The organism is Williamsia limnetica, assembly GCF_003217475.1.
Classification (GTDB): Bacteria; Actinomycetota; Actinomycetes; order Mycobacteriales; family Mycobacteriaceae; genus Williamsia; species Williamsia limnetica.
In genome coordinates, this window is sequence record NZ_QJSP01000010.1 from 122,403 (window position 1) to 138,478 (window position 16,076).

Genomic DNA, 16,076 nt, shown 5'->3' on the forward strand with positions numbered 1-16,076 from the left:
CGTCGCAGTGTGTATCGGTCCACGAAATCTCGAGAAAGAGACTGCAGATGAACCCGGTCATCACCGATGTCGATTACCACCAGATCACCGTGCGGGACGGCACGACGTTGAACGTCGCTGTCGGCGGTTCGGGTAGCCCCGTCGTCCTGCTGCACGGGTTCCCGCAAACCCATCTCATGTGGCGGCACGTCGCCGCCGACCTCGCCGCCGAACACACCGTCATCTGCCCAGATCTGCGCGGCTACGGCAGCAGCGACAAACCCGACGAACGCGATGCCGGCACCTATTCGAAACGAACGATGGCGGCGGACATCGTCCAAATCGCCGAGTCGTTGGGACACAGTCAGTTTGCGTTGGTCGGCCACGATCGAGGAGCACTCGTCGCCTTCCGCGCGGGGCTCGACCATCCCGAGAGAATCACCCACCTGGCATGCCTTGATGTGTTGCCCACCCTCGACATGTGGGATGTCATGCACGGGGCCTCGGCAGCCGTCGGATTCCATCTGTACCTGATGGCTCAACCGCCCGGACTGGCCGAATCCATGATCGCCACCAGCGCCGACGCGTTTTTCGGCTACTTCCTCGACGCCTGGACGAAGAATCCGGACGCGATCCCGTCCGACGTCCGCACCGAGTACCTACGAGCCAGCGCGAACGCGGTGCCGTCGATCGTCGCCGACTACCGTGCGACCGCAGGGATCGACATCGAGCACGACCAGGTCGACCTGGCGGCGGGCAATCAGCTGCAGATGCCGGTCACGGTGATCCAGCAGGATTGGGGCGCGGCGCTCGGTTACGACGCTGCAGCGGTGTGGAAAGCCTGGGCTCTTGATCTGCGGCACCACACCACAGACAGTGGACACTTCATGGCCGAAGAAGCACCTGCGGAGATCGTCAGCCGGATCCGGGAATTGTTGACGCGCGCAGGGCGAACGACGTGAGTGGGGCGGGCGGGGCTCGAACCCGCGACCAATGGATTATGAGTCCACGGCTCTAACCAACTGAGCTACCGCCCCAGTCATGGCGACGCCGCCACAAACCTCGATGATGCTACCGAGCCGCGCTGGTGGCTGCGAAACCGGCCCTACACCGGTTTGGCGAGCGCATCTCCCGGCGGCGTGTCCCCGCCTGCCTTGTCTGCCCCGCCTGCCTTTTCGACGCTGTCGTCGGCCGGCGATGCGTCGTCCTTGGGCGGGGCGTCACTGAGCAACACGTCCGCCCACCGGGTCGCGGGATCCATGTCGATGAGCAACGCCTTGCACATCAACGTCAGCGGGATGGCGAGGATGGCTCCGAGCGGACCGAGCACCCACGCCCAGAACACCAGTGACAGGAACGTCAGGGTCACCGACAATCCGACGGCGTCGCCGACGAACTTCGGCTGGATGATGGATTGGATCACCACGTTGATCACGGAGTAGATGACGATCACCCACAGCATCAACACCCAGCCACCGTCGAGCAAGGCCAGCAGCGCCGGCGGCACCAGACCGATGACGAATCCGATGTTGGGGATGTAGTTGGTGATGAACGCCAGCAGTCCCCAGAGGAACGGCAGGGGTATCCCCATCGCCCACAGCACGCCGACATCGAGAACCGCGACGATCAGACCGAAGATCGTCGAGACGATCAGGTAGGTCCGGGTCCCGGACGCGAAGCTCTGGAACGCGCTGACCACGTCCGGTCGCATGTCGCCGAGAATTGTCATGCGTTTGTCGTAGGTGATCGCATCCACCGTCATGAACAGCAGCAGCACCAGGACGAACAGGAGATTCGAGAAGACACCCAGCGCACTGCCGACGATGTCGCTCACGATGGAGATGACCTTTGACGAATCGACATTCGACAACAACTTGTGGATCTGGTCGGATCCGATCCCGTGGTCGGCCAAGGTTTGCTGGAAGTCGTTGACGATGTTGTCGAACTTGTCGCTGTACTGCGGGAGGATCGTCGACAATCGCGCCACCGAGTACACCAACGAGACGACGAGGATCAGCAGGATCCCCCAGACCGCCAGCAGCGTCGTCAGCAGTGCCAGCCAGCCAGGAAAACCTTTGCGACGCAGTAAGCCCGGGAGCGGATGGACCGCCACCGTGAGCATCAAGGCAAGAAATGTCGGACCGACGACCCCGGAGAAGCTCTTGATCCCGGCGATCGTCACGACCAACGCGGCGATCGCCAGCAGGACGATGACCCCGCGCGGCATACTCCACTGCGGAATCGGTGGCGGCGACGCTGTCTCAGACCTCAACTGATTCCCCTCCGGAAGCTACGTGTTGAACCTAGAAGAGCCCGCGGTCGGGTGCCTCATCCACCGCGGATGAGTTCGTGACCTCAGGAGAACCATAAGCGAGTTCGGGGTCGGCCACCCGACGTTCGGTGCACGCGCCCGGCGCAGCCCGTCGGATGTGTACGCGGGGGCCAATAGCAGAAACGGCACCTTCCACAGTGCTGGAAAGTGCCGTTACGCTGGTGATATCTGCTCCCCCAACTGGACTCGAACCAGTAACCGTCCGATTAACAGTCGGAAGCTCTGCCAATTGAGCTATGGGGGAATATCTGACCCTGGGGCCGGTGAATGACTTTAGCGCATAGGGGCCCTCTCATGCCAAATCGCCCTGGTGGGCAGCGCACGAGCAGGCCAGATTCCGCGGTTCCGGTTTCGATCAGGCAGGATGGGGAAACCACATTTGCGGGCGCCACGTCGGTGCCCGCTCCGCACAGCAACTGGAGGCCTGAGTCCCTATGGTTCGATTCCTCGCCGCCCTCGGCGTCGGCTATGTCCTCGGGGCCAAGGCCGGGCGCAAGCGCTACGAGCAGATCAACCGCGCCTACCGGACCGTCGCCGCATCCCCCGCCACCAAGAAGGCCGTGGACGTCGGACGGCAGAAGCTGTCCGAAAAACTCAGCACCCAGCCGAAGCTGACCGAGCTCCGAGAGATCGACGACGCCACCACGGTGTTGGGTCCCGAGGAGAGCCGCAACAACTGATCGAGCTAGCCGGTGTTCTCGTCCGGGCCGACGGCCAGTTCGAGAAGGCTGCGCCGATAGGCCTCGAGTGCCACCAGATCGCCGAACAACGCGTTGTAGGCATCGGGGTCGTCCCCGGGGGACATCCGCCGCAGCTTCGATTTGAGGTCTGCGATCTGAGAGCCCACCCAGACTTCCTGCAGCCGGGCCAGGACGCTACCGATGTATCTCGGAATCATATACTCCGACACCGACATCGGCTCGACCGCGAGTTCGGTCATCAGAGACTCGAGCACCGCGCCTTCGACCAACTGGCCGACACTGTCGACCCACTGCGCTCCGCCGTGGGAGGCGCCGGTACCGCCTGCAGTGGCGATCGCCTCACGTATCACCTGATAGGCGGGCTCGGTGAAGCACTCCGGTGGCAGCGAATCGAACACGGTGCCGGCGATGGCCGGATACTGCAACGCGGCTTTGAGCGCCTCGCGCTGCGGCCACAGCCTCGGGTCGGAGGGACGAGGTCGCACCACCGTCGGAGTCTTGGAATCAGGGTCGACGACAGCGGCTGCAGGCTCCACCGACTGCACCCGCCGGTCCCGTGACTTCGACGTGTCCGGACCGCCGGAGCGGGCGTTCCTCGCCTGTTTGCCTGCCTCTTCTCGTACCCGCTTGAGCACCTGAGCCACTTCATCCCAGCCGACCCAGCCCGCGAGCTGCCGGGCATATTCGTCGCGGAGCGCGACGTCACGGATGCGGGCCACGACGGGCACCGCCTCACGCAGGGCGTGCACCCGCCCTTCGGCGGTGTCGAGGTCGTAGTTGCCGATCAGGGCTTTCACCGCGAACTCGAACATCGGTATACGGCGGGCGATCAGATCACGCACCGCGGCATCGCCCTGGTTCTGCCGTAACTCGCACGGATCCATCCCGTCGGGAGCGACGGCGACGAACGTCTGACCGGCGATACTCTGCTCGCCCTCGAAAGCCTTGAGTGCGGCCGCTTTTCCCGCGTCGTCACCGTCGAAGGTGTAGATGACCTCACCGCGGAAGTAGCTGTCGTCCATCATCAACCGCCGGAGCAGCGCGAGGTGATCTTCACCGAAGGCGGTGCCGCACGATGCGATCGCGGTGGTGACACCGGCCAGATGCATCGCCATCACATCGGTGTAGCCCTCGACGACCACCGCCTGGTGGCCCTTGGCGATGTGTTTCTTCGCGTGATCGAGCCCGAACAGTACCTGAGACTTTTTGTACAGCATCGTCTCCGGGGTGTTCATGTACTTGCCCATGTTGTCGTCGTCGAAGAGTTTGCGCGCGCCGAAGCCGATGATGTCGCCGCCCAGATTCTTGATGGGCCACAGGAGCCGGCGATGAAAGCGGTCGATGGGGCCACGCTGGCCCTGCTTCGAAAGTCCCGCCGCCTCGAGCTCGTTGAACTCGAAGCCCTGGGACAGGAGAGCCTTGGTCATCTTGTCCCAACCGGCGGGCGCGTAGCCGAGACCGAACTTCAGCGCTACCGCGCCGTCGAAAGAACGCTCGGTCAGGTAGTCGCGAGCGGTCTGCGCTTCGGGAGTCGAGAGCTGCTCCGCGTAGTACTTCTGCGCAGCGGCATTCGCGGCGACCAGGCGGGCACGGGTTCCGCGGTCGCGGGCGACGCTGGTGCCGCCGCCTTCGTAGCTGATCGAGTAGCCCACGCGGTCGGCGAGCTGTTCGACGGCCTCGACGAAACTGACGTGCTCGACCTTCTGCAGAAACGTATAGACGTCGCCGCCTTCGCCGCACCCGAAACAGTGGAAGTGCCCGTGGTTGGGGCGCACGTGGAACGACGGCGACTTCTCGTCGTGGAACGGGCAGAGCCCCTTGAGGGAATCGGCGCCCGCTTTGCGCAGCGCCACGTACTCGCCGACGATCTCCTCGATGTGCGCGCGTTCACGAATAGCCGTGATGTCACGATCGGGAATTCGGCCTGCCACTCCCCAAGTCTAGCCGCCCGTCGATCGCGGTCCCGCATCCCCGAAAGTGGTGGGTTCTGGCGAACGCGACCTGCGCAAACGCTCGCCACAACCCACCAAAATCGGGCTAACCCAGGTGCGCGGAGGCACCCATGCTCTGGCGATCCATACGTTCGAGGCGACCTTCGGTCATCGAGGCGATCTGATCGATGATCACCCGCATACGGGCGGCGTCATCAGCCGCACCGTGCCAGTCCGGCGCCAGCAACGGGTCGAGCCCACCAGGAGCGGCGTGCAGCAGCCAGTTGGCGACGCGGTGGATCCGATCCCGCTGGCGGGCCTGGTGAGCGCGGTGCCGAGGGTCGGAGAAGATGAAGCGCAGCGCCAGCGTCTTGAGGACGGCGACCTCGGCCGCAACCATCGGCGGGATGACCAGGTCGGCCTGATAGCGGCTGATCCCGCATTCCCCCGCTTCGCGCCGGGTCATCGTGATGGCCGCCGACGCGAACCGGCCGACCAACTCACTGGTCAGACGCTTGAGGGCAACGAGCCGATTCAGGGTGCCATCGTAATCGCCGACGTCGTGGACGATCTCCATGTCCCACAGACGAGCCGCGGCCTCGATGAGGACGTTCTCGTCGAGGCCGGGGAACTCCCGCACGCCGACCGCGGCGAGATCCTTCTGCTCGGTGCTGTCGCCGAGACTGCGCAGATCGATACGGCCGGCCATCACGCCGTCCTCTACGTCGTGAACCGAGTAGGCGACGTCATCGGACCAGTCCATCACCTGACATTCGAGCGATTGCCTGGTGTCGGTGCGACCGTTGCGGATCCAGGAAAGGACTTCCGAATCATCGCCGTACGCACCGAACTTGGCACCCGGCTTCGGACGGGTCCACGGGTACTTCAAGGTGGCGTCGAGCGACGCGCGGGTCAGGTTCAATCCCACGCTACGACCCTGCGCATCAAGAAGTTTCGGCTCCAAACGGGTCAGGATGCGCAGATTCTGCGCGTTTCCTTCGAAACCGCCGAAGTCGGCGGCGACCTCATCGAGTGCACGTTCGCCGTTGTGTCCGTAAGGAGGGTGGCCGATGTCGTGGGCAAGGCCGGCCAGATCGACCAGGTCGGGATCACATCCGACCCCGATCGCGATCCCGCGACCGATCTGCCCGACCTCCAGCGAGTGCGTCAGGCGGGTACGCGGCGTGTCACCCTCGTGCGGGCCGACCACCTGGGTCTTGTCCGCGAGCCTGCGCAACGCAGCACAGTGCAGCACCCGCGCGCGGTCGCGCGCAAAGGCACTGCGGTAGTCGTTTCGGGTACCAGCCAGCCCCGCGACCTTCGCACCCTCAGGAACGAGCCGTTCGACATCGGCCTCGTCGTACTCGGCGCGGAGAACCTGCGGCGGCAATCCCGCAGACGAGTCGGTCACCGGATGGTCAGTCAAACACCCAACCCCGGGCGATGGCGAAGTCGGTGACGCGCTGACGGATCGCGAGGATCTGGGACGCGGTCAGGGTACCCGAGGCGTCGAGGAGCAGTTCGGTGATCTCCTCGGAGAACGTACCCGAATCGAGACTTGCCGCATCGCCGCCACGAGCGGGCTTGCGTCGATCGTCACGGGCGCCGCCGCGATCGTCATGCCGACGATCCGGACGTCCGCCGTCGCGAGCACCCTCGGTACGCCGAGGACGCTCGGGTGCGCTGGCCGGGGCCCCACCGGTCACCACGAGATTGACCGCTTTGGACCCACGATCTGTCTCTTCGATATCGAACTCGACTGCCGCACCGGGCTTGAGCGAATGCTCATCGATGTCGATGTCGTTGATGTGCAAGAAGACATCCGAGCCACCGGCGTCGGGTGCCAAGAATCCGAAGCCCTTGTTGGCATCGAAATGAACGATTTTTCCACTCACGGACACGATCTACCCACTCTCTCGCCGCCACTGCTGGCCACACCCCATGCGCGACCCGACGACTTACTACGCCTGCGAGTATCCCAGACTGGGCCGTATTGAGACAGTTCAACTGGTCAGCAGGCCAAATCAGGCCTGCTGACCCTCGATTACCGGTTGTCCTTTTTCGCCTGCCGACGCTTGCCCGCCGCCTTCGACGATGCCTCGTACTTCTTGCGACCCGACGACTTGCGTGTGGCATCCACGCGGTCTTTTCCTGCCGAGATCACTTTGCCCTGCCCCTTGCCCGCCGAGCTCGGTTTCGCCGAATTCCCGGCGGCCGCCGCCAGCCGGGCATCTTTGAGTTCGGCAGCACTGCGTTTGGCGACCGCGCCGAGCTGCCTGCTCACCCGGGCCAGCGCCGCCTCGAACGCCTCGGCCTTGGCCGCGTTGTGCTTGTTCGCCGGCCGCGCTGCGCCCCGGCCGCCCTTCTTCGCGACCTTGGCGGCCCCGGCCTGGCGATAGTTGGTCACATGCTTGTCGCGAGCGCGGCGCACCCTGGTGTGGAGCTTGATCAGCCGCTCTTCGTCGAGTTCTGCGAGCTGCTTCTTCTTCGTCTTCCGAATCAGCACATACTCGTCCTCGGACAGGGACTTCAGAACTGCGTTCATTGCGCTCCCGACTTCACAAGGCACCGTTGCCTATGTCGAGCATAGGCAACGGCACCCGAGTCAGCAGCCGATCAGTCGCGGCGCGAGGTACTCGACGACCTTGTCGAGCGCCACGCGTTCCTGCGTCATGGTGTCGCGTTCACGAACGGTGACGGCCTGATCGTCGAGGGTGTCGAAGTCGACGGTGACGCAGAACGGGGTGCCGACCTCGTCCTGGCGGCGGTAGCGCTTGCCGATGCCCTGCGCGTCGTCGAAGTCGACGTTCCAGAACTTGCGCAGCTCCGCGGCCAGGTCCTTCGCCTTGGGCGAGAGCTGCTCATTACGGGAGAGCGGGAGCACCGCGGCCTTGACCGGGGACAGCCGTCGATCAAGCTTCAGTACGGTGCGGGAATCGGTGCCGCCCTTTGCATTCGGAACCTGCTCCTCGGTGTATGCATCGCACAGGAACGCCATCAGAGACCTGGTGAGGCCCGCAGCAGGTTCGATCACATACGGCACATACTTCTCGCCAGAGGCCTGATCGAAGAACGACAGATCCTCGCCTGAATGCTTCATATGGGTGCTGAGGTCGAAGTCGGTGCGGTTGGCCACGCCCTCGAGCTCGCCCCATTCCCCACCGGCGAAGCCGAACCGGTATTCCACGTCGACGGTGCGCTTGGAGTAGTGCGAGAGCTTCTCTTTCGGGTGATCGAAGAGGCGCAGGTTGTCTGGGTCGATGCCCAGATCGACGTACCACTGGTGGCGGTAGTCGATCCAGTACTGGTGCCAGTCCTCGTCGTCGCCGGGCTTGACGAAGAACTCCATCTCCATCTGCTCGAACTCGCGGGTGCGGAAGATGAAGTTGCCCGGGGTGATCTCGTTCCGGAAGCTCTTGCCGATCTGACCGATGCCGAACGGCGGCTTCTTACGGGCCGTCGTCATCACGTTCTTGAAGTTGATGAAGATGCCCTGGGCGGTCTCGGGACGCAGGTAATGCAGTCCCGCTTCGTCGTCGACAGGACCGAGGAAAGTCTTCAGCAGGCCCGAGAACGCACGCGGTTCGGTCCACGAGCCGGGCTGGCCGGTGTCGGGATCGTTGATGTCGGCCAGACCGCTGGGCGGCAGATGGCCGTGCTTGTTCTCGTAAGCCTCGATCAGATGATCGGCGCGATACCGCTTGTGCGTGTGCAGTGACTCCACCAAGGGGTCACTGAAGGTTTCGACGTGACCCGAGGCCTCCCACACCTGGCGGGGAAGGATCACCGACGAGTCGAGTCCCACGACGTCGTCGCGCGAGGTGACCATGTTGCGCCACCACTGCTTCTTGATGTTGTCCTTGAGTTCGACACCGAGGGGGCCGTAGTCCCACGCCGACTTTGTACCGCCATAGATCTCGCCGCACTGGTACACCAACCCCCGGCGCTTCGAGAGGTTGACCACGGAATCCACGAGATTGGTTTTGCCTGCCACACACCCAGCCTATCGGTCCCCGCGGCGCCCCTTTCGCCCGGCGACGGTTCCGTGGACGACGCCGATCACTCACACGCGTTTGACATAGCGTCGCACGCATATGAAAATGGTTACCAACAGCCTGCCCGATCAAACAGATCTCATCCTGGAGCGCCCGTGACAACACAACCAGTCCACAGCGAACCACCGACCAACGTCTCGGGGTCGGCCGCCGTCGACAAGAAAGCACTCGACGCAGCGGGCGATCTCCTGCGGGCGTTGTCCGCTCCCGTCCGGATCGCGATCGTGCTGGAATTGCTGACCGGTGGCCGGTGCGTCCACGAGCTGGTCGGGGCCCTCTCGGTACCGCAGCCCCTGATCAGCCAGCACCTACGGGTCCTGAAGTCGGCCGGGGTCGTCGAAGGCCGGCGCTCGGGTCGCGAGGTGCTCTACACACTCGTCGACGATCACCTCGCCCACATCGTCACCGACGCGATCGCCCACGCCAATGAAGAGCCGAAGTCATGAGCTCGGAGACGCAGCAGCGGCCGGTGACCGGGGTCCGGTCCACCCGGCAGCGCAGCGCTATCGCCGAATTGCTCTCCGGCAGTGACGAATTTCGTTCGGCGCAGGATCTGCACGACAACCTCAAGGCCGCCGGCCAGTCCATCGGACTGACCACCGTCTACCGCAATCTGCAAGCGCTCGCCGACGCCGGTCAGGTCGACGTACTACGCACCGACTCGGGCGAATCGCTGTATCGGCACTGCTCCACCGGCCACCATCACCACCACTTGGTCTGTCGTCTCTGCGGAAACACCGTCGAAGTGCAGGCCGATGTCGTCGAGAAGTGGGCCATCGACGTCGCAGCCGAACACGGTTTCACCGAGATCAGTCACACCGTCGAGGTCTTCGGTCGTTGCAGCTCCTGCGCCTGACGCGTTGTTCTCGACACCGGGCACGGCTAGCCGCGGATGCTCACACCCACATCGGCACCTGCACCGAGCACCATCAGCAACATGGTGGCCAAGGCCTCGTCGCTGAGTGTGCTCGCCGGAAATGTGTAGTGCAGCAGCACATCAGCTGTCACCTCGTTCACGGCGAGTTTGATCGTCCCGAAGTTCGACGCACTCGAGGCCGCCTCGACATCCGACCGCAACTGTTCGGTGACGGGCAGATCCCAGGCCAGCACCTGGGTCAGCGACAGCACCTCGAGGCCCGGCGCCAGCGCCAGCGCTCGAATCGAGACGACGGTGCCCTGGTGGTACACGGTCAGTGAGTCGTCCTCGCCGGCCTGCACCGACATCTGCGTGGACAACACCGCCGCGGTGCGGGCGATCAGGCCTGGCCCGTTGTCGTCGTCAGGCACCGGTCGACCCCGGTACTCCGCCGAAACGCCGGTCGCGACTGGCGTACTCGATGCAGGCGTCCCACAGGTCGCGTCGATCGAAGTCGGGGAAGAGCTTGTGCTGGTAGACCATCTCGGCGTACGCGGACTGCCACAGCAGGAAGTTGGAGATGCGCTGCTCCCCCGACGGCCGCAGGAACAGGTCGACGTCGGGCATGTCGGGCTCGTCGAGGTACCGGGCGAAGGATGCCTCGGTGATCCGCTCGGGGTCGAGGGTGCCCGCGGCAGCCCGTCGGGCGATCTCCTTGGCAGCATCGGCGATCTCTGCCCGGCCCCCGTAGTTGACGCACATCGTCAGGGTCATCACCGTGTTCTCCTTGGTGAGTTCTTCGGCGACCTCGAGCTCACGAATGACGCTGCGCCACAGTCTCGGCCGACGCCCGGCCCAGCGGACCCGAACGCCCATCTCGTTCATCTCGTCGCGGCGCCGCCGGATGACATCACGGTTGAAGCCCATCAGGAACTTCACCTCATCCGGGCTCCGGCTCCAGTTCTCGGTGGAGAACGCGTACGCCGACAACCACCCGACGCCGAGTTCGATACATCCGCAGACGGCGTCCATCAGGACCGCCTCACCGCGTTTGTGTCCTTCGGTGCGGGGCAGACCACGGTCGGTTGCCCAGCGGCCGTTCCCGTCCATCACCAACGCGACATGTTTCGGCACGAACTCGGCCGGGATCGCGGGCGGACGTGCGCCGGACGGGTGCGGGTCCGGCGGCCGGACCTGACGTACTACCGGTTCAGCCTGCTGCGCCGTGTTGCGCCGTCGCTGGATCACGTATGTCCTTCCTTACGGTGGCGGCGTTCACACCGGAAAAGGTGAGACCGCGATGCGGCGCCTCGCGCTCGATCAGAGGCAACGTTCGCAGTTGACGCTCCAGGTGCCACTGCAGATGCGCCGCGGTCAGACCGCTGGCCTGTCGGCGAGCCGATTCGGTCACCTCGGTGGTGTGTTCCCACTGGCCACGGTAGAGCGCGTCCATGAGATCCAGGACTCCGGGTGACGGAGTCGCCGCGCCCGGTGGCCGGCAGTGCACACAGACCGCCCCACCCACGGCGACGTGGAAGGCCCGGTGGGGCCCGGAATCGCCGCAGCGTGCGCAAGTGTCCAGTGCAGGCATCCAGCCTGCGAAATCCATGGCTCGCAGCAGGAAGGCGTCGAGGACGAGTTCTTTGGGACGTTCGCCGCCGGCGACAGCGCGCAGCGCGCCGACCGTCAGCCGCTGGAGCCGGGCGGCCGGGGCCCGCTCTTCACCGGCGAGACGCTCCGCGGTCTCCAGGATCGCGCACGCCGTGGTGTAGCGACCGTAGTCGGACACGATGGCCGAGGCAAAGGTGTCGAGGCTGTAGACCTGGGTGACGATGTCGAGGTTGCGGCCCGGGTGCAGCAGGACATCGACGTGGGCGAACGGTTCGAGGCGCGCCCCGAACTTCGAGCGGGTACGCCGAACCCCTTTGGCGACCGCGCGAACGAGACCGTGCTCCTTGGTGAGCAGCGTGATGATGCGGTCGGCCTCCCCCAGCTTGTGCTGGCGAAGCACGACTGCCTCATCCCGATACAACCTCACCGGGTCATTCTTCCACCGACCACCGACGAAGTGGTCCGCGACATGCGCCTTCAGGCGTCCGCGGCGTGGGCCGGCGCGCTCGTCGGCTCCGGTGGTCGCCGGATCAGACCCCTGCGGTCGTAGAAGATGCACGCGATCGGCCCGATCACCAGCCCGACCAACAGGAAGGTCGAGAACATGATCAGGGCATCACCCAGACCGGCAGCAGCGTTGGCGTCGAAGAACAAGATCGACCGTGCACCCATGAACGCCTGATGCAGCGGTTCGATCACCGCCAGTCCTCGGAAGAACCCGGCTTCGGCTTCCAGCGGCACGGTGCCACCCGAGGTCGGCAGGCCCAAGATCACGAAGAAGACGAGGTTGATGATCAATCCCGCGCTTCCGAAGATTGCGATGATCGACGTCGCCATCACGCCGACCGCGGTGATGACCAGGACTCCGAACATCCACAGCGCCATCTTGTTCGGTGTGTACATGCCGACCCAGGTGCAGATGCCCACGAAGAGCGCCGACATGATCAACGCGACCAGGAAGACGGTCCACCACTTCACCACCAACGTCCCCAGTCTGGAGATGGGTATGCGTTTTCTGAGTTGGTAGACGGGGCCCAACTCGATGGGCCCGAATCCGAGCCGACCGTCGATGATGGTCTGGATGATCATGGTGCCGGTGAAGCCGGCGAGGATGAGCAACAGGGCGTAGTAGAAGGCGGTCAGGCCGCTACCGGCATTGTCGGGTAGTGGGTTTGCCGCACTCACCTGCACGTCGATGGGGTTCGCGATGGCGGTCAGACCCGCACCGGTGATCCTCACGCCCGCCGCGTCGGTCTGTGCGGTGAGGGCTGCGGTCAGCTGTTGTCCGAACTGTTCGTTCAACTGCGGCATCGCCTGGGTGAAGAAGGTCGCGGTGATCTCGTTCGCGATGGCCCCGACCCCGGGGTTGGTCAGTACCTGGATCGTCGGTTGATCGACCTTGTCGTTGCCGATGGCCGATCCCAGAAACGCAAAGCTCGACGCGCTGAAATCGTCGGGGATGATCATGGCGCCGTAGGCCTGCGCGTTGTCCAGTCGGGTCAGCGCGGTGTTCCGGTCGACGACCTCGAGGTCGAACTTCCCGGGATACTGCTGGTCGACGCTGCTGATGAAACCGTCGATCAGCTCTTTGCCGAGGTTCCGCTCGGCGCCGCCTCCGGGTTCGGGAGCGCCGGTGTCGTCGTTGACGATCACGATCGGATAGTCGGTGAGGTGCTCTTGGGGATTGACGACGGGCGCCATGTACATCGCGCCGAGCAATCCCATGACGCCGACGACCACGGCCAACGGCAGTATCCACAGCTTCCAGGACCGCAGCGCTCCTTGGACTCCGAGATCCAGGGCACCTGGCGGACGTTCGTGCTTGTGCTCTGCCTCGCCCCGCTGCGGATCACCCATACCGGATATTGAACCCTGCCGTGGCCGAACCTGTGGTGCGGCCCGCCGGATTCTAGAAGCCGAGCTTTCCCATCTGCTTCGGATCGCGTTGCCAATCCTTTGCGACCTTCACATGGAGGTCGAGATAGACCTTTGCGCCGAGCACTTTCTCGATCTGCTTGCGGGCCGCAGTCCCCACTTCTTTGAGCCTGGCCCCGTGCTTACCGATGATGATGCCCTTTTGACTGCTGCGTTCGACGTAGAGAATCGCGTGGACGTCGATCATCGGAGTCTGGTTGTCGTCGCGCTCGCGCTCGATGACCTCCTCGATGACCACCGCGAGGGAATGGGGCAGCTCGTCGTGGATGCCTTCGAGCGCCGCTTCCCGGATGAACTCCGCCATCAAGGTCTCTTCGGGCTCGTCGGTGAGTTCGCCGTCGGGATAGAACGCCGGGCCCGGTTCCATCAGGCCTCGGAGTACATCGACGACGACGTCGAGTTGCTTGCCTTTGACCGCCGACACCGGGACCACCTCCGCGTCGGGACCCAGCAGAGCAGAGATCGCCATGAGCTGTTGCGCGATACGCTCCGGCTTCACCTTGTCGATCTTGGTGACCAGCCCGACGATCGGGGTCTTGGGCGCCATCTCTTTGAGTTGCTCGGCGATCCAGCGATCTCCGGGGCCGATCTTCTCGTCGGCCGGAATGCAGAGCCCGATCGCGTCGACCTCGGAGTACGTGTCCCGCACCAGATCGTTGAGGCGCTTGCCCAGCAGGGTCCGTGGCCGGTGCAGCCCCGGGGTGTCGACGAGGATCAGTTGGGTGTCATCACGATTGACGATGCCGCGGATCGTGTGCCGCGTCGTCTGCGGACGACTCGAGGTGATGGCGATCTTCTCGCCCACCAGCGCGTTGGTCAGGGTCGATTTGCCCGTGTTGGGCCTGCCCACGAAACAGACGAAGCCTGACCGGAACTCGTCATCGCTCATGCCGCGGTCACCATGACCGCGTAGGCGTCGGCGCTGACCTCGGTCAGCGCTGCCAAACCTGGATCGCCGTCGTCTTCCGTCGTCCCCACCAACACGGCTGCCTCGAATCCCGGAGCGCCGCTCGCGATGGCCATCGCGACGGCCACCTGCAGGGCGGATAGATCGAGGGCCACCAGCGACACCGGGCCGGCCGCATAGGTCCGCCCATCGGTGTCACGCACTGCGGCGCCCGTCGTCGCCTCGGCGCGACCCATGGCACCGCGAGCCAGGGTCAGCAACTTCTGGTCTTCCTCGTCTAGTCCTGAGGCGGCTGGTTCGGCACTCATGACGCCTCCTCGTGTAGGTGCGTGGTTCGGTCTGCTGTCCCGGTGATCTCCTGCTGCGGACTCTCGAGCGTCTCCGGGTTGCCCTGCTCCTCGTCGTCCTCGGCGTCGACGCCTGCCTGCGCGGCCGCGGCTTCGTCAGCACGCTCCTCGCGCTTCTTCTTGCGTTTCTTCTTCTTCTCTTGTTCCTTCTCGACCAGCTTGTGCACGATCACCGATGTGATGCGCACCCGCCCTTGACGGTTGGGGCCACCTTCGGCCAGCAATTGCAAGCCGTGCAACGTCACCGTCGCACCCGGTAGCGGCACCCGGCCCAGCACCAGTCCGAATAGGCCGCCGACCGTCTCGACCTCGTCTTCGTCGATCTCGACGTCGAACAACTCGGCCAGGTCGTCGATCGGCAGGCGCGACGACACCCGGTAACCGCCGGACTCATCGCCCAGTGGTTCGATCGGCGGCACCTCGTCGGTGTCGTATTCGTCGTTGATCTCACCGACGATCTCTTCGAGCACATCCTCGATGGTCACCAGGCCGGCGATGCCGCCGTATTCGTCCACGAGCAGCGCCATGTGGTTGCGACTGCGCTGCATGTCGGCAAGCACCTTGTCGAGTGGTTTGGAGTCCGGGATGAACTCGGGTTCGCGCATCAGTTCGCGGACCTCGACAGCGGTCGGTTGCGCGGGCGGCAACCCACGCTGGACGAGATCTTTGAGGTAGACGACACCGAGGACGTCATCCGGATTCTCACCGATCACCGGCAGTCGCGAATGGCCTGAACGCACCGCCAACGAAGTGGCCTGTGCGGCTGTCTTGTCGGCCTCGATCCACACCATCTCCCCGCGCGGAACCATCACTTCGCGAGCGCTGGTATCTCCGAGATCAAAGACGGACTGGATCATTCGTCGCTCGCCCGCGGCGACCACACCGGTGAGTTCGGCCATGTCGACCACCTCACGGAGCTCGACCTCGGTGGCGAACGGCCCGTTGCGGAATCCCTTACCCGGGGTGACCGCGTTACCGATCATGATGAGCAATCTGGTCAGCGGCGTCAGCAGCACACCGATCGCCTGGAGTACGGCAGCGGAGTTGACCGCGATCGAGTACGCGTGCTGGCTGCCCAGCGTCCGTGGCCCGACGCCGATGATGACGTAGCTGACCACCGCCATGGCGGCGATCGCGACGACGATCCCCCACGGCGACCCGAGTACCCCGATCGCGTACACGGCCGCGAATACCGTTGCGGCTGTTTCACAACCGATGCGCAACAGGACCGTCAACGCCACGTATTTCGGCCGGTCGGAGAGCACTTCGCGCAGTTTGCGCGCGCCCGGCCTGCCGTCTTTGATGAGATCGTCGACGCGAGCCGGCGACACGGTCATCAATGCGTTGTCGATGGCGGCGAACAAGCCGCCGATAGGCACGAGCGCCACTGCTGCCAGCAGTGGTAACACGTCAGACAGCACG

Annotated in this window: 17 protein-coding genes and 2 tRNA genes; 4 read left to right on the forward strand and 15 right to left on the reverse strand. The window is 64.5% G+C overall.

The window, feature by feature from the left end:
* The first annotated feature begins 47 nt into the window (after window positions 1–47).
* Window positions 48–941 (forward strand): alpha/beta fold hydrolase, encoded by an 894-nt coding sequence (locus DFR67_RS17565; protein ID WP_110470928.1) that lies wholly within the window; start codon window positions 48–50, stop codon window positions 939–941.
* A 1-nt stretch (window position 942) separates the two neighbouring features.
* Here the strand turns inward: DFR67_RS17565 and DFR67_RS17570 are convergent.
* The 3 genes from DFR67_RS17570 to DFR67_RS17580 all read right to left on the reverse strand — a co-directional run bounded on the left by DFR67_RS17570 (window position 943) and on the right by DFR67_RS17580 (window position 2,555).
* Window positions 943–1,016, reverse strand: a tRNA-Ile gene (locus DFR67_RS17570).
* Window positions 1,017–1,084: 68 nt separating this feature from the next.
* Window positions 1,085–2,206: an AI-2E family transporter gene (locus DFR67_RS17575; RefSeq protein WP_110470798.1), complete on the reverse strand. Its 1,122-nt coding sequence runs from the start codon at window positions 2,204–2,206 to the stop codon at window positions 1,085–1,087.
* 276 nt (window positions 2,207–2,482) lie between these two features.
* Window positions 2,483–2,555: transfer RNA gene (locus DFR67_RS17580), tRNA-Asn, on the reverse strand.
* A gap of 190 nt (window positions 2,556–2,745) precedes the next feature.
* Here DFR67_RS17580 and DFR67_RS17585 point away from each other — a divergent pair.
* Window positions 2,746–2,991: a hypothetical protein gene (locus DFR67_RS17585; protein ID WP_110470799.1), complete on the forward strand. Its 246-nt coding sequence runs from the start codon at window positions 2,746–2,748 to the stop codon at window positions 2,989–2,991.
* 5 nt (window positions 2,992–2,996) lie between these two features.
* On the opposite strand, the gene dnaG is transcribed toward DFR67_RS17585, so the two are convergent.
* The 5 genes from dnaG to DFR67_RS17610 all read right to left on the reverse strand — a co-directional run bounded on the left by dnaG (window position 2,997) and on the right by DFR67_RS17610 (window position 8,937).
* A complete protein-coding gene (gene dnaG, locus DFR67_RS17590; RefSeq protein WP_110470800.1) occupies window positions 2,997–4,943 on the reverse strand; it encodes a DNA primase in 1,947 nt (648 codons plus the stop codon).
* 106 nt (window positions 4,944–5,049) lie between these two features.
* The gene (locus DFR67_RS17595; protein WP_425451295.1) at window positions 5,050–6,369 is read right to left on the reverse strand and encodes a deoxyguanosinetriphosphate triphosphohydrolase; all 1,320 of its coding nucleotides are present in this window, start codon (window positions 6,367–6,369) and stop codon (window positions 5,050–5,052) included.
* Window positions 6,362–6,844 (reverse strand): cold-shock protein, encoded by a 483-nt coding sequence (locus DFR67_RS17600; protein WP_110470802.1) that lies wholly within the window; start codon window positions 6,842–6,844, stop codon window positions 6,362–6,364. The genes DFR67_RS17595 and DFR67_RS17600 overlap by 8 nt, the downstream gene beginning before the upstream one ends.
* 143 nt (window positions 6,845–6,987) lie before the next feature.
* Window positions 6,988–7,488 carry a hypothetical protein gene (locus tag DFR67_RS17605; RefSeq protein WP_110470803.1) on the reverse strand — a complete coding sequence of 167 codons (501 nt, stop codon included), beginning with the start codon at window positions 7,486–7,488 and terminating at the stop codon, window positions 6,988–6,990.
* Between the two features lie 60 nt (window positions 7,489–7,548).
* A complete protein-coding gene (locus DFR67_RS17610) occupies window positions 7,549–8,937 on the reverse strand; it encodes a glycine--tRNA ligase (RefSeq protein ID WP_110470804.1) in 1,389 nt (462 codons plus the stop codon).
* Window positions 8,938–9,093: 156 nt separating this feature from the next.
* Between DFR67_RS17610 and DFR67_RS17615 the strand changes: the two genes are divergently transcribed.
* Together DFR67_RS17615 and DFR67_RS17620 are read left to right on the forward strand one after the other, a co-directional pair.
* A complete protein-coding gene (locus tag DFR67_RS17615; protein ID WP_110470805.1) occupies window positions 9,094–9,444 on the forward strand; it encodes an ArsR/SmtB family transcription factor in 351 nt (116 codons plus the stop codon).
* A complete protein-coding gene (locus DFR67_RS17620; protein WP_110470806.1) occupies window positions 9,441–9,854 on the forward strand; it encodes a Fur family transcriptional regulator in 414 nt (137 codons plus the stop codon). Before DFR67_RS17615 ends, DFR67_RS17620 begins: the two co-directional genes overlap by 4 nt.
* A gap of 26 nt (window positions 9,855–9,880) precedes the next feature.
* Here the strand turns inward: DFR67_RS17620 and DFR67_RS17625 are convergent, their stop codons facing one another.
* The 7 genes from DFR67_RS17625 to DFR67_RS17655 are packed head-to-tail and all read right to left on the reverse strand — an operon-like array spanning window position 9,881 to window position 16,075.
* Window positions 9,881–10,285, reverse strand: a complete 405-nt coding sequence (locus DFR67_RS17625) for a hypothetical protein (RefSeq protein ID WP_245938013.1) — start codon at window positions 10,283–10,285, stop codon at window positions 9,881–9,883.
* The gene (locus tag DFR67_RS17630) at window positions 10,278–11,102 is read right to left on the reverse strand and encodes an isoprenyl transferase (protein ID WP_110470807.1); all 825 of its coding nucleotides are present in this window, start codon (window positions 11,100–11,102) and stop codon (window positions 10,278–10,280) included. Before DFR67_RS17630 ends, DFR67_RS17625 begins: the two co-directional genes overlap by 8 nt.
* Window positions 11,065–11,892, reverse strand: coding sequence for a DNA repair protein RecO (recO, locus tag DFR67_RS17635; protein ID WP_110470930.1), 828 nt, complete (start codon window positions 11,890–11,892; stop codon window positions 11,065–11,067). Before recO ends, DFR67_RS17630 begins: the two co-directional genes overlap by 38 nt.
* A 50-nt stretch (window positions 11,893–11,942) precedes the next feature.
* The gene (locus DFR67_RS17640) at window positions 11,943–13,322 is read right to left on the reverse strand and encodes a YhgE/Pip domain-containing protein (protein WP_110470808.1); all 1,380 of its coding nucleotides are present in this window, start codon (window positions 13,320–13,322) and stop codon (window positions 11,943–11,945) included.
* Between the two features lie 52 nt (window positions 13,323–13,374).
* Window positions 13,375–14,289 carry a GTPase Era gene (gene era, locus DFR67_RS17645; RefSeq protein ID WP_110470809.1) on the reverse strand — a complete coding sequence of 305 codons (915 nt, stop codon included), beginning with the start codon at window positions 14,287–14,289 and terminating at the stop codon, window positions 13,375–13,377.
* Entirely contained in the window at window positions 14,286–14,615 is a 330-nt protein-coding gene (locus DFR67_RS17650) for a cytidine/deoxycytidylate deaminase family protein (RefSeq protein ID WP_110470810.1), read from the reverse strand. The genes era and DFR67_RS17650 overlap by 4 nt, the downstream gene beginning before the upstream one ends.
* A complete protein-coding gene (locus DFR67_RS17655) occupies window positions 14,612–16,075 on the reverse strand; it encodes a hemolysin family protein (protein WP_110470811.1) in 1,464 nt (487 codons plus the stop codon). Before DFR67_RS17655 ends, DFR67_RS17650 begins: the two co-directional genes overlap by 4 nt.
* Window position 16,076 lies beyond the last annotated feature (1 nt).